The organism is Rhizobacter sp. P2_H3 (assembly GCF_056403355.1).
Genome location: NZ_JBFUFQ010000172.1, coordinates 1 through 12,536, shown reverse-complemented (window position 1 = coordinate 12,536; position 12,536 = coordinate 1). Strand labels below are relative to the sequence as shown.

Annotated in this window: 15 protein-coding genes; 9 read left to right on the top strand and 6 right to left on the bottom strand. The window is 71.2% G+C overall.

The annotated features are described in order from the left end of the window. The coding region (locus tag AC1D1T_RS23930) for a response regulator (protein WP_477992600.1) at positions 1 to 409 on the top strand (409 nt) is incomplete at its 5' end. Here AC1D1T_RS23930 and AC1D1T_RS23925 read toward each other — a convergent pair. Further along, positions 410 to 904, bottom strand: coding sequence for a DUF421 domain-containing protein (locus AC1D1T_RS23925; RefSeq protein ID WP_465110450.1), 495 nt, complete (start codon positions 902 to 904; stop codon positions 410 to 412). 27 nt (positions 905 to 931) lie between these two features. Beyond that, positions 932 to 1,459 carry a hemerythrin domain-containing protein gene (locus AC1D1T_RS23920; protein ID WP_047507268.1) on the bottom strand — a complete coding sequence of 176 codons (528 nt, stop codon included), beginning with the start codon at positions 1,457 to 1,459 and terminating at the stop codon, positions 932 to 934. Positions 1,460 to 1,605: 146 nt separating this feature from the next. Between AC1D1T_RS23920 and AC1D1T_RS23915 the strand changes: the two genes are divergently transcribed. The 3 genes from AC1D1T_RS23915 to AC1D1T_RS23905 are packed head-to-tail and all read left to right on the top strand — an operon-like array spanning position 1,606 to position 4,495. After that, positions 1,606 to 1,872 carry a hypothetical protein gene (locus AC1D1T_RS23915; RefSeq protein WP_477825415.1) on the top strand — a complete coding sequence of 89 codons (267 nt, stop codon included), beginning with the start codon at positions 1,606 to 1,608 and terminating at the stop codon, positions 1,870 to 1,872. A gap of 25 nt (positions 1,873 to 1,897) precedes the next feature. After that, a complete protein-coding gene (locus AC1D1T_RS23910; RefSeq protein WP_477825414.1) occupies positions 1,898 to 2,116 on the top strand; it encodes a hypothetical protein in 219 nt (72 codons plus the stop codon). Positions 2,117 to 2,140: 24 nt separating this feature from the next. Beyond that, on the top strand, positions 2,141 to 4,495 hold the full coding sequence (locus tag AC1D1T_RS23905) for a catalase (protein ID WP_477825413.1): 2,355 nt from the start codon (positions 2,141 to 2,143) through the stop codon (positions 4,493 to 4,495). A gap of 9 nt (positions 4,496 to 4,504) precedes the next feature. Here AC1D1T_RS23905 and AC1D1T_RS23900 read toward each other — a convergent pair whose 3' ends face one another. Further along, entirely contained in the window at positions 4,505 to 5,575 is a 1,071-nt protein-coding gene (locus tag AC1D1T_RS23900) for a flavodoxin family protein (RefSeq protein ID WP_477825412.1), read from the bottom strand. A 115-nt stretch (positions 5,576 to 5,690) separates the two neighbouring features. After that, on the bottom strand, positions 5,691 to 6,593 hold the full coding sequence (locus AC1D1T_RS23895; RefSeq protein WP_477825411.1) for a hypothetical protein: 903 nt from the start codon (positions 6,591 to 6,593) through the stop codon (positions 5,691 to 5,693). A 163-nt stretch (positions 6,594 to 6,756) separates the two neighbouring features. Here AC1D1T_RS23895 and AC1D1T_RS23890 point away from each other — a divergent pair, with 163 nt between their 5' ends. The 4 genes from AC1D1T_RS23890 to AC1D1T_RS23875 all read left to right on the top strand — a co-directional run bounded on the left by AC1D1T_RS23890 (position 6,757) and on the right by AC1D1T_RS23875 (position 10,086). Next, entirely contained in the window at positions 6,757 to 7,152 is a 396-nt protein-coding gene (locus tag AC1D1T_RS23890) for a polyhydroxyalkanoate granule-associated phasin (protein ID WP_477825410.1), read from the top strand. Continuing rightward, positions 7,149 to 8,906 carry an ATP-binding protein gene (locus tag AC1D1T_RS23885; RefSeq protein ID WP_477992599.1) on the top strand — a complete coding sequence of 586 codons (1,758 nt, stop codon included), beginning with the start codon at positions 7,149 to 7,151 and terminating at the stop codon, positions 8,904 to 8,906. The genes AC1D1T_RS23890 and AC1D1T_RS23885 overlap by 4 nt, the downstream gene beginning before the upstream one ends. A 207-nt stretch (positions 8,907 to 9,113) precedes the next feature. Then, positions 9,114 to 9,362, top strand: coding sequence for a hypothetical protein (locus AC1D1T_RS23880; RefSeq protein WP_477825408.1), 249 nt, complete (start codon positions 9,114 to 9,116; stop codon positions 9,360 to 9,362). Beyond that, a complete protein-coding gene (locus AC1D1T_RS23875; protein ID WP_477992598.1) occupies positions 9,349 to 10,086 on the top strand; it encodes a GNAT family N-acetyltransferase in 738 nt (245 codons plus the stop codon). Before AC1D1T_RS23880 ends, AC1D1T_RS23875 begins: the two co-directional genes overlap by 14 nt. 88 nt (positions 10,087 to 10,174) lie before the next feature. Here AC1D1T_RS23875 and map read toward each other — a convergent pair whose 3' ends face one another. Both map and AC1D1T_RS23865 read right to left on the bottom strand, forming a co-directional pair. Beyond that, positions 10,175 to 10,927, bottom strand: a complete 753-nt coding sequence (map, locus tag AC1D1T_RS23870; protein WP_052212267.1) for a type I methionyl aminopeptidase — start codon at positions 10,925 to 10,927, stop codon at positions 10,175 to 10,177. Positions 10,928 to 10,998: 71 nt separating this feature from the next. Continuing rightward, the gene (locus tag AC1D1T_RS23865) at positions 10,999 to 11,259 is read right to left on the bottom strand and encodes a ParD-like family protein (protein ID WP_477825407.1); all 261 of its coding nucleotides are present in this window, start codon (positions 11,257 to 11,259) and stop codon (positions 10,999 to 11,001) included. Between the two features lie 119 nt (positions 11,260 to 11,378). On the opposite strand from AC1D1T_RS23865, the gene AC1D1T_RS23860 reads away from it, so the two are divergent. Continuing rightward, positions 11,379 to 12,536, top strand: a 1,158-nt coding sequence (locus AC1D1T_RS23860) for a hypothetical protein (protein WP_477825406.1), incomplete at its 3' end; no start/stop codon positions are given.

The following is a 12,536-nucleotide window of genomic DNA, read 5'->3' as shown; positions in this document are numbered from 1 at the left end:
GGCCGGGGCCACGCCGGCCGCCGCACCCGGCGTGCTGCGGGTGCTGGTCGTCGACGACAACGTCGACAGCGCCGAAAGCCTGGCCGAGGTGCTGGAGATGAGCGGGCACCAGGTGCGCGTCGCGCACGACGGCCCGGCGGCGCTGGCCGTGGCCGGCGAGTTCCGGCCCCAGGCCATCGTGCTCGACATCGGCCTGCCGGGCTTGAGCGGCCATGAAGTGGCGAAGCGCATCCGCGGCGAGGACTGGGGGCGCGCGATCCACCTGGTCGCGCTGAGCGGCTGGGGGCAGGCGGAAGACCGGAAGCGCTCGCGCGAGGCGGGCTTCGATGCGCACTTCGTGAAGCCGGTCGACCTGGACGAGCTGGAGGCGGTGTTACGGCGCGCGTCGGAGGGCGCGACGGCCGGCTGATCAGCCCTGCGGGCGCTGCCCCTCCCGCGTGATCACCGAAAACCGCCCGTCCGATTCCATGAACGCGCGCCGCACGTCGGCCAGGTTGCTGACGCCGTTCTGCCGCAGTTGCGACTGCAGGTCGTCCAGCGTCAGGAATTCTTGCCGCAAGTTGCGGTGCAGCACCCGGCCGTCGCGCACCAGCAGCAGCGGCGGCGGCTCGGCGAAGCGGCGCACCGCATCGAAGCGGAACGAGGCCCAGTCGAGCAGCCAGTTCCAGCCCATCAGCGTGAGCACCAGCACGCAGCCTTCGGGCACCGTGTCGTAGCCGCCGGCCATCGCGTTCTGCGACGCATCGGCGATCAGCACGACCAGCAGCACGTCGGCAATGCCGACCGAGCCGACGTCGCGCCGCAGCACGAAGCGGAACAGCGCGAACAGGAACCAGTAGATCAGCGTCCCGCGCACCACGAGTTCGAGCGGCGGGACGTTGAACGCGAAGATCGACAGGTCCATCGCGACAGGCGGTCCGGGACGCGTTCGTCAGTGCGCGGCGTCCAGCCTGGCCAGCAAGGTTTCCTTGCGTGCCTGCACCTGCTCACCCAGGTCCTTCAGGTCGAGCTTCGCCCGCACCTTCGGGAACAGCTCGTTCTGCTCTTCCTTCACGTGGTGGTCGATGTACTCGCCGAGCACCTTGACCTTGGCGTCGTACATGTCGTCGTCGGGCGAGCTCGATTGCAACTGGGCGATCAGGTCCTTCGCGCTCGCATGCTCGACGGTGGCTTCGTCGAGCAGGTCGTCCTTGTCCTGCAGTGCGTCGCGGCAGGCCGGGTAGAAGATCTCTTCCTCGATCTGCGCGTGCACCGTCAGCTTGTTGCAGATGTCGAGCGCCAGCGCCTCGCGTTCGCTGGCATCGGCTTCGGCCTTCGCGAGCTTCTCGTACTCGGCGAACAGCTTCTTCACCTCGGCGTGGTCGGCGCGCAGCAGCTTGATCGCATCGGCCGGCGGTGCCTTGCGGGTGCGCGTGGCGGTGGCGGTGTGCGAACGGGTGGCGGTGTGGGATGTCGGCATGGGAACTCCTGTTAAGTGACCCCTCCAATCTATGCACTCGAACCGCATCCGCTGTAGGAGAAGCACGCGACTGTGAGTGCGAACTTGCGAGCCCTGCACAGGTACGCCGTTTGCCCATGATCGTCACGCCACGACAGGGACAGCCCATGACCACCCGATACATCGATGACCACGGCAGCACCGCGCGGCTGACCGACAACCCACGCCCCGCGCGGCCGCTGTCGCACGTCGGCAAGGCGGTTGCCGACTGGCTCCGCACACCGGGCAAGGCGGGCCGCTACGGCTTGCTGCTCGCCGGGGCCAAGGTGTTTCTCGGCCGCCATCGTCCGAGCGGCAAGCGTGTCGCCGCCGGTGTCGGCATCGCCGCGGCGCTGGTCGCCGCTGTCTGGATCCTCGGCCGCCCGCGGCGCTGAGCATCCCCCACTTCAGGAGACTGCAATGACCAAGCCCGCCAGCCCCTCCACACCGCGCCCGTCGAACAAGCCACGCAGCATCCACGACGCCGGCAGCCCCGACACCAAGCACGGCCCGAAGGCCGGCACCAACCCGGATGGCGCGACGCCCGCCGAACTGCCGTCGGCCGAAGCCGGCAAGGCCAGCCTGCACAAGCCGGCGCCACCCGACCTGCAGTCGACCCAGCCGCGCAAGACGCCCTGAAGACGAGAACCCGAAGGACACCCCATGCCGAAGACTCCCCCGAAGACCTCCGCCGGCAAGCGCCGCCCGATTCCGCCGAGCCCGGCCGGCCAGGAGCGCCAGGCCGTCGAGGTGCAAGCCCTGGCGGCGGCGATCCCGTACAACGCCAACAAGCCGAACGAGATCGGGCGCGACAACGCGATCGCGCCGCCCGTCGGGCAGCGCAGCCAGCTGTCATCGGCCTCCACCGGTGCCGGCACGCTGAGCGAGGCCAACGACACCGGCAAGACCGGTGAGGGCGGCGACGCTGCGCCGTCGCACGAAGGCTTCGGCTCGCTGCAGCGCGTGCGCGCCGATGCCGACGGCGAGGTGCTGACGACGAACCAGGGCGTCGCCGTCGGCGACAACCAGAACTCGCTGAAGGCCGGGCTGCGCGGGCCGACGCTGCTCGAAGACTTCATCCTGCGCGAGAAGATCACCCACTTCGACCACGAGCGCATCCCGGAGCGCATCGTGCATGCGCGCGGCTCGGCCGCACATGGCTACTTCGAGTGCTACAAGCCGCTGACCAGGCTGACGCGCGCCGCACCCTTCGCCGACGCCGGCAAGCGCACGCCGGTGTTCGTGCGCTTCTCCACCGTGGCCGGCGAGCGCGGCTCGATCGACACCGCGCGCGACGTGCGCGGCTTCGCGATCAAGTTCTACACCGACGAGGGCAACTGGGACCTGGTCGGCAACAACATCCCGGTGTTCTTCATCCAGGACGCGATGAAGTTCCCCGACCTGGTCCATGCGGTGAAGCCCGAGCCGCACAACGGCATGCCGCAGGCCGCCTCGGCGCACGACACCTTCTGGGATTTCGTCTCGCTGATGCCGGAGTCGACCCACATGCTGATGTGGGTGATGTCCGACCGCGCGATCCCGCGCAGCTACCGGATGATGCAGGGCTTCGGCGTGCACACCTACCGCTTCGTCAATGCGCGCGGCGAATCGAGCTTCGTCAAGTTCCATTGGAAGCCGCTGCTCGGCACGCACTCGCTGGTGTGGGACGAAGCGGTGAAGCTGGCCGGTGCCGATGCCGACTACCACCGGCGCGACCTGTGGGAGGCGATCGAGGCGGGCGACTACCCCGAGTGGGAGCTCGGGCTGCAGGTGTTCAGCGAGGCGCAGGCCGAGGCCTTCAGCTTCGACGTGCTCGACGCCACCAAGATCATCCCCGAGGAGCTGGTGCCGCTGCAGCCGGTGGGCCGCCTGGTGCTGAACCGCAACCCGGACAACTTCTTCGCCGAGACCGAGCAGGTGGCGTTCTGCGTCGCGCACGTGGTGCCGGGCATCGACTTCAGCAACGACCCGCTGCTGGCCGGGCGCATCCACTCGTACGTCGACACGCAGATCTCGCGGCTCGGCGGGCCGAACTTCCATGAGATCCCGATCAACGCGCCGCTCGCGCCGGTGCACAACAACCAGCGCGACGGGATGCACCGGCAGGCGCTGAACCGCGGGCGGGTCGCCTACGAGCCGAACTCGCTCGGCGGCGGGTGCCCGTTCCAGGCCGGCTCGAAGGGCTTCGTGTCGTTCCCGCAGCCGATCGACGGCGAGAAGCTGCGCGGCAAGCCGGAGAAATTCGCCGACCACTACACGCAGGCCACGCTGTTCTACAACAGCCAGACGCCGGTGGAGCAGGCGCACATCATCGGCGGCTTCCGCTTCGAGCTGAGCAAGGTGACGGTGCCGGCGGTGCGCGAGCGCATGGTGGCCTCGCTGATCAACGTCTCGAAGCCGCTGGCCAAGGCCGTCGCCGACGGGCTCGGCATGGCGTTGCCGCCGCCGTTGCCGCGCGCGCTGCCGAAGCCGGCACGGCCGGAGGTGACGGTGTCGCCGCCGCTGTCGCTGGCGGCACGGCCGGGCGAGGGCGGCGTCCGCACGCGCCGCATCGCGCTGCTCGCGGCGCATGGCGTGGCCGGCAAGCCGATCGCGAAGCTGCTGGCCGCGTTGCGCAAGGCCGGCGCGGTGCCGACGGTGGTCGCGCCGCGCATCGGCGCGGTCACCACGGCCGACGGCGAGCCGCTGGAGGCCACCGGCTCGCTCGAGAACTCGCCGCCGGTGCTGTTCGACGCGGTCGTGCTGCCCGATGGCCCGAAGGGCGTCGAGGTGCTGCTCGGGCTCGGGCAGGCGCTGGAATATGCGACGCTGACGTGGCGCCATGGCAAGACGCTGCTGGCGCTCGGCGCCGGCCGCGCGCTGATCGAGAAGGCGCAGGTGCCGACCACGCTCGGCGATGGCTCGCCGGACCCCGGTGTGCTGTTCGGCAGCGGCGACGACAAGACGGCACAGGCCTTCATCGCGGCGGTGGCGAAGCACCGCCATCCGCAGCGCGAAGGGGATCCGCCGCGGGTGTGATCCGGGACGCTACTTCGGCCGGGGCGGCTTCAGCGCCGCATCCAGCCGCGAGAGCGTGCCGCTTCGCAGCTGCGCCACGGCCGCCAGCACGGCCTGCGCGACCTGGCGGGTCTCCTGCTGGAACGCGGTATCGGCATCCAGCGTCTCGTGGCTGTTGAAGTACGGCTCGAAGTAGCCCAGGTAGCGCGCGAGCTGCGCACCATCGCCCGCATCGACGAGCCCCATCCAGTCCAGCCAGTCGGCAAGCGCATGCCGCTGCTGCTCGACGCCGGCCACGTCGCCATGCACCACCAGGCCGTACACGCGGCCGGCCAGGTGCTTCGGAAAATCCCAGCCGCGCTCTTCGATCGCCTTCGCCTCGGCCGCCTTCTTGCCGTGCGTGCTGCTCGGGTCCGGGTTGCCGCCATCGGCGCAGACCAGCCGGTCGATCATCAGCTTCAGCGGGCTCGGGGACTGGTACCAGTAGGTCGGCGCGACGATCACGATGCCGTGCGCGCTGACCCAGCGCTCGTAGATCTCGGCCATCCAGTCGCTCGCCTGGTCGAGTGCATGGTTCGGGTAGCAGCTGCACGGCCAGTGGCACAGCGGCATCGCGGTGCCGACGCAGCCCTTGCACGGATGGATGCGGCGCCCGTACTCCGAGGTCACGAGGCTCAGGTCCAACAGGTCGGCATCGACGCCGGCGCGCACGACCTCCTCGCGCACCAGGCCGCCCAGGCGCCAGGTCTTCGACATCTCCCCGGGGCAGGTGCCGTCGTTGCGGGCGCTGCCGCAGATCACCAGCACGCGCGAGCGCGTGCCGGGCTTCGCCCAGTTCGCCTGCGCGGCCTTCAGGCGCTGGTGCGTGTCGAGCCACTCGACCGAGGTCTCGTAGCCCGGGTCCGCGAAGCCCGGGCCGGCGGGCCGGGTGACGGGCGCCTTGCGCCCTTCGTCGACGGCGAGCCAGGCGATGGCCTCGAGCCGCGCGATGGCCGCGCGCTCGCCGTCGTACGCCGGATCCGCCCAGCGCTGCCGGAAACGCCGGCCGAACTCGTCGCGCGTCAGCGGCGTGTCGGCCTGGCCGGTACGGACCTCGGTCATCTCAAGGGCACGCCATCAGTGGAAGAACAGCGCGATCAGGATGATGATCGGAATGGGGACGCCGAGGAAGAACAGCAGCAGGGATCGCATCGGATGTCTCCGGTTGATGGTGAATTCAGAGGTCGCGCTGGCGGCCGCCCCAGGTCGCGCACAGGCTCGCGACGAAGGCGCCGGCCAGCAGCGAGATGAACAGCCACAGCGACGCGTAGGCCGAGGCCTTGCGCGCGCTGTCGGCGGTGTCGCGGGCCCGCGCCTGCGCATCGTTCAGCGCGGTCTGCAGCCGGGTCCAGGTGTCGGTGACGCGCTTCTCGGCATCCGCCTGCGACAGGCCGGTGCGCTGCGAGATCAGCTGGCCAAGGTAGCGCGTGTCGTCGGTGGGCAGCGTCGCAGCGCGGCCGGCGGTGGCGAAGATGCGCGTCACCTCGGCGAGCGGCGGCGCGTCGGTGGCGGTGACCGTCGCGTTGGCGTCGCGGCGGAACAGCGCGTCGGCGTGGTAGCTCATCAGCTCGGAGGAGCCGCCGGCCGCGGCGGCCGTCGCCACCGTTGCACCGGCCGCGCCGCCGACGCGCGCGGTCGTGCCGACGATGCCGCCGATCGCGCTGCCCAGCAGCGCCGCGGTGGCGAGCGATGCGACCGCCCACGCGAGGAAGCCATGCGCCGTGTCGCGGAAGTAGATCTCGTCGGCAGCGGTGTCGGCCCAGCGCGTGCGCAGCCGGCCGGCCAAGTAGCCGCCCATCCCCGACGCGGCGAGCTGCGTCAGCGTGACCCACAGGATCGTGCCGGCGCCGACGGCGGCGGCGCTGGCGCCGTCGCGCGCCCACGGCGAGATCGACGACAGGCCGAGCCCGACGCCGAGCACCAGCAGGATCAGCGACAGCGCGGCCGCCGCGGCCGCACCGGCGAGCACAGCGCCCCACGACACCGCGCTGCGGGGCGCCGCCTCGGTCCGCTGGGCCGGCGCGGGAGCGGCGCGAGGACCGGTGGAGATGCCGACGCTTTCGACGTTCTGATAAGCCATGACCGTGGTCTCCTGAAGGGGATGGATCCATCGTCGTCGTGCGCCGCGGCGCTGCGCGTCGGACTGCGATGGCACGCGCTGTAGGAATAGGGCGCGACCGGCGGCCCGACGTCACCGAAGCCGCCGGCCGGCCCTTACAGTGGCTTCAACCCAGGAGCACGCCATGTCGAAACGCCAACACAGCACGCTCGCGCAACGCAGTGCCGAACTCGCCTTCGCGGTGCCGCCGGTGATGGCGCACCGCATCGCCCGCATGGCCTTGGCGGGCGCCGCGCCCTCCCCCCGCGACCAGCGCGAGTTCAAGCTGATGAGCGCCGAGAAGACCGCCGCCTTCCAGCAGTCGTGGATGGCGATGGGGCTGCAGGTGTGGCGCGCGCAGCAGGCCTTCGCGGTGTTCTGGTGGCGCGCCTGCCTGTCGCCCTGGGGCCCGCCGTCGGCGCAGGCGATCGGCACGCACCTGCAGTCGGCCGCGCTCGGCGTGCTCGGCCAGGGCCTCGCGCCGGTGCACCGCACCGCGGTGGCCAATGCGAAGCGGCTGTCCAGAACCCGGCTGCGATGACGATGGACACGCCGCCGCTGATGCTGGTGCTGCTGCTGGGCGCACTGCTGCCGGTGGCGGTGTGGCTGGGCTGGTCGCTGCACTGCTCGCGGCGGCTGCATCGCCATGAAGTGGGCGAGCGGCAACGCACCGCGCAGCTGCTGCTCGATGCGCAGGTGCGGCACACCGAACTGCAGTCGCAGCTCGAGGCCCTGGTCGCCGCGCGCACCGCCGCGCTGCAGGCCAGCGAGGCGCGCATGCGCACGATCTTCGCGACCAGCTTCCAGTACCAGGGCCTGCTGGCGCTCGACGGCAGCGTGCTCGACGCCAACGAATCCTCGCTGCGCGGCATCGAGTCGACGCTCGACACGGTGATCGGCCGCCCGTTCTGGGACACGCCGTGGTTCGCCCGCACGCCGGGCATGCCGCAGACGGTGCGCCAGGCGGTGCAGGCGGCGGCCCAGGGCCACAGCCTGCGCCAGGAGATCCGGCTGCTGCTGCCGGCCGGCTGGCGGCAGTTCGACTTCGCGATGCGCCCGGTGCACGACCGCGACGGCGCGGTGGTCGCGATCGTGCCCGAGGCGGTCGACGTCACCGAGCGCCACCAGGCCGAGGAGCGCCTGCGCCAGGCACAGAAGATGGAGGCCGTCGGYCAGCTGACCGGCGGCGTCGCGCACGACTTCAACAACCTGCTGCAGGTGATCTCGGCCAACCTGCACCTGGTGTCGCGCCTCACGCACGCCGACGAGAAGGTCATGCAGCGCCTGGCCAGCGCCACCGACGCGGTGCGCCGCGGCGCCAAGCTGGCGAGCCAGCTGCTGGCCTTCGGCCGCCGCCAGGCGCTGGCGCCGCGGGTGGTCAACGTCGGCCGCTTCATCCACGGCATCGAGGACCTGGTGCGCCGCTCGATCGGCGAGGGCGTCGAGGTCGAGGCCATCGTCTCCGCGGGCCTGTGGAACACCTTCGTCGACCCGACGCAGATCGAGAACGCGCTGCTGAACCTGGCGATCAATGCGCGCGACGCGATGGATGGCAATGGCCGGCTGACGATCGAGGTCGGCAACGCCTTCCTGGACGACGACTACGTGCGCGGCCAGGTCGACGTGAAGCCGGGCCAGTACGTGATGCTGGCCGTCAGCGACACCGGCTGCGGCATGACGCCGCAGGTGCTGGCCCAGGTGTTCCAGCCGTTCTTCTCCACCAAGCCGACCGGCAGCGGCACCGGGCTCGGGCTGTCGATGGTCTACGGCTTCGTGCGCCAGTCGGGTGGCCATGTGAAGATCTACAGCGAGCCCGGGCACGGCACCACCGTCAAGCTCTACCTGCCGCGTGCGCACGAAGGCGCCGACGCGGTCGACGCGACGCCGGGCAGCGGCACCGGCGCCGGCGGCGACGAGACCGTGCTGGTCGTCGAGGACGATGCCGCGGTGCGCGGCGCCACCGTCGAGATGCTGCAGGAGCTCGGCTACCGGGTGCTGAAGGCGGGCGATGCCGACCAGGCGCTGGTCGTGATCGACGATGCGGTGGCGCACCACGCGGCGATCGACCTGCTGTTCACCGATGTCGTGATGCCCGGCCGCCTGAAGAGCCCGGAGCTCGCCGACAAGGCGCGTGAACGATTGCCCGGCATCGCGGTGCTGTTCACGTCCGGCTATGCGCAGAACGCCATCGTGCACGGCGGGCGGCTCGACCCGGGTGTCGAGCTGTTGCCCAAGCCCTACACCGCGCAGGCGCTGGCGACCAAGGTGCGCGCGGTGCTGGACCACGGGCAGTGACCATCCGCGGCACCCTGGAACAAGAAGTGTCCGCCGGCCGACGCAATCGGCACCTGACGCTTTTTGAAGGGCGCGGGCGCAGCGTGTCGATGGCCGCGGCAAACGCAGCGCCGGCGCGGCCCGGCCGAAAGCGGGGACTGACAAATCGCGGCCGCGGCGGTTGGCCCGCCATGGACCGCTTCTTGCCATTCATCCGACATCGCGCCGATGGTCGGCGTTCCTCCAGGGATGGAATCGATGTCTTCCAGAAAACCTGGTGCCGAGGATGCGGCGCCGATGTTCCAGCGACTGTGGTCCCGCATCGGCGGTGCGCCGCTGCGGCACGACGCCGATGCCGCAGCGCCCTCGACGATCCAGGACACGGGGTTCCCGTCGGGCAGCGCCTGGGCGGACACCGTGATCGAAGACGACCGGCGCGTGGCGCCCACCGATGATGCGAACAATGGCCTTTCGTGATGTCCTCTCCCGTGACGCGCGCCCCCGCGACGATGCCGCTGCTTCGTACCTCGATGACTTCGGTGATTTCAGTCAGAGTGGACGTGTCGTCGACGACACCCTGCCGCCCACCGAGGCTGCGCCACTGGCCGCTGCGCCCTGGCAGCTCGAGATGGGTGACACCGCCTCGCGCCGCATCGACACGCGCGATCCGATGGAGCCCCTGCGCTTCGACGGCATGGTGCTTCGCCCCTGGACGCGCGACGACGCCCGCGCGATGGCCGAAGCCGTCCGCGAATCGATCGGCACGATCGGCCGCTGGATGGATTGGTGCCACCCCGGCTACGGCGTGCGCGACGCGATCGACTGGGCCGATGACTGCGCCGACAGCCTGGCACAAGGCCAGGCCTGCGAGTTCGGGCTGTTCGACGAGCGCAGCGGCCGGCTGGTCGGCGGCGCCGGGCTCAACCAGTTCAACACCATCCACCGGGTCTGCAACCTCGGCTACTGGGTCCGCCAGTCGGCCCAGGGGCAAGGCATCGCGACCCGCGCCGCGCGTTCGCTGGCCAGCTATGGTTTCAGCGCACTGGGTTTCCAGCGCATCGAGATCGTCGTCGCCGAAGGCAACGAGCCGAGCCTTGCGGTCGCCCGCAAGCTCGGCGCGCAGTTCGAATGCCTCGCGCGCAACCGGCTGATGATCCGCGGCAACCCGGTGTCGGCGTGGGTGCATTCGCTGGTGCCCTGAAGGGGCATGACGACCCCTCGACCGGCGGGTACGCCGGTCGATCCCCCGGGGGGATGCGGGCCGGCTTGGGGCGGCCCGGCGCTCGGCCCTACGGAACCGCGGGGTAGGCGCCGGTCCCTTCCGGCCACGGCGTCAGCACCTCGACGCCGCTCTCGGTCACCGTGACCATGTGCTCCCACTGCGCCGACAGCGAGCGGTCGCGCGTGACCACCGTCCAGCCGTCGGGCAGCGTGCGCGTGCCGGCCTTGCCGGCGTTCAGCATCGGCTCGATCGTGAACACCATGCCCGGCGCGAGCCGCAGCCCCTGGCCGGGCTGGCCGTAGTGCGCGACCGTCGGCTCGTCGTGGTAGATGCGGCCGATGCCGTGGCCGCAGTACTCGCGCACGACGCTGAAACCCTCGCGCTGCGCCACCGACTGGATCGCGTGGCCGACATCGCCGAGCGTCGCGCCCGGGCGCACCGCGCGGATGCCGGCGCGCATCGCCTCGTAGGTGGTGTCGACCAGCCGGCGCGCGAGCGGCGACACCTCGCCGACCAGGAAGCTGCGGCTGGTGTCGCCGTACCAGCCGTCGCGGATCACCGCGACGTCGATGTTGACGATGTCGCCATCGCGCAGCACCTCGCCTTCCGACGGGATGCCGTGGCACACCACCTCGTTGACCGAGGCGCAGATCGTCTTCGTGTAGCCGTGGTAGCCGACGTTGGCCGGAATCGCCTTCTGCACCTGCACGATGTGCTCGTGGCACAGCCGGTCGAGCTCGCCGGTGCTGATGCCGGCCTTCACGTGCGGCGCGATCATCTGCAGCACCTCGGCGGCCAGCGCGCCGGCGGCGCGCGCCATCGCGAGATCGGCGGGCGGGTGGAACTTGACGTGGCGCGCCGGGCGCGCGCTCTGGCCATTCGCCGTGCGGTTCATCGGGCCACCCTCCGCGGTGCGCGCAGCGTGGCCGCCCGCGGCGGTTCCGGCTTCACGAACGACAGCGCCGGCTCCTTCGACTGCGCGGCGCGCAGCATCATCTGGCAGATGTCGCCGTAGCTCAGCGCGGGGTGCAGCTCGGCCAGCATGCCCACGCGCATCCAGTGCTCGGCCTGCGCGTTGATCGAGCGGCTCAGCGCATCGCTCGCGCTGCGCAGGTTGTCATGCATCTGGTCTGAAATCTTCACGATGCCCATCGGGTTCTCGCCATGAATGTATGGATCATATATGGTTCGTATATTACCAGCGCGGCGCCATCGCATCCCGATAGACTGCGCGCGGCCTGCCCCCGAGCACCGGCGAACCGGAGAACCCCATGCCCCCGCGAAACGAAGCCGACGGCTTCCTGCCCCGCATCCAGATCGTCACCGCCACGCGGCGCTACCTGCTCGGCGGGCCCGGCGCGGCGCCGGCCGGCGTGGCGCGGCCGCGTTCGCTGGCCAACGAGGCGCTGCGCTGGAGCTACGTGCTGCGCAGCCGCGAGCGCTGGCGCGACATGCCCGACGTGGCCGATCGCCACCAGGCCGATGCCACCGCGACGCTGGCGGCCTTCGGCCTGACGGACGAGGCGCTGCGCGAGATCGCGCAGGCCGGGCGCGTCGTCGTGACGATGCCGTTCGAGTCCGAGAGCGTCGGCTGGGAAGGCCGCATCTTCCCGTGGGAGTTCGTGCTGTCGCGCGCCACGCGGCGCTACCGGCGCATGGGGGCGTCCGGATCGGGGCTGACGGTGATGCGGCAGCTCGACCCTGTCGACGCGCCACCGCTGCCCGGGCGCCGCATGGACGGCCGGGTGCTGGTCGTGCAGTCGCTGCCCGGCGCGCTGGCCCAGGCCTATGACGCGGGCGACGAGACCGAGCGCGTGCGCCGCGCCTTCGGGCTGGCCGGCGACGACCCGCGCTGGCGCGTGGCCGTGAACCCGACGCTCGCCGAGCTGACGGCGCTGTGCGCGGCGTTCCGGCCGGAGATCGTGCACCTCTGCGGCTTCGACAACCACGAGGGCATCGCGAAGCTTGCGAACGGTGGCACCGGCACCGACGTGGCGGTGACGCTGCGCGACGAGCAGCGCAGTGCCGCCGACTGGCAGCGCGACGACAAGGGCGTCGTCGACGGTGTCCTGATGCGCCGCAGCGACGGCCTGCCGGTGATGGTGGCGCCGCCCGAGCTGGCCCATGCGCTGACCGGCGGCGGCCGGCACCGGCCGTTCTTCGTCGGCCTGAACCTGTGGAACTCCGCGGCCCGCATTGCGCCGCAGCTGCTGCCGGCCGGCGTGCTGGCGGCGATGGGCTTCCAGGATACGTTCGACGATGCGCTGGCCGAGTACTTCTTCGAGACGCTGTATGCGCAGCTCGCGGCGCAGGCCTGGAACCTRCCGGTCGCGTTCGAGCAGGCCTGGGCCGCGACGCGCGCGCAGGTCGACCTGGTGCCGGGCACCGGCATCGCGCTGTGGGCGCGCGCGCCGCTGGTCGCGCAGCGC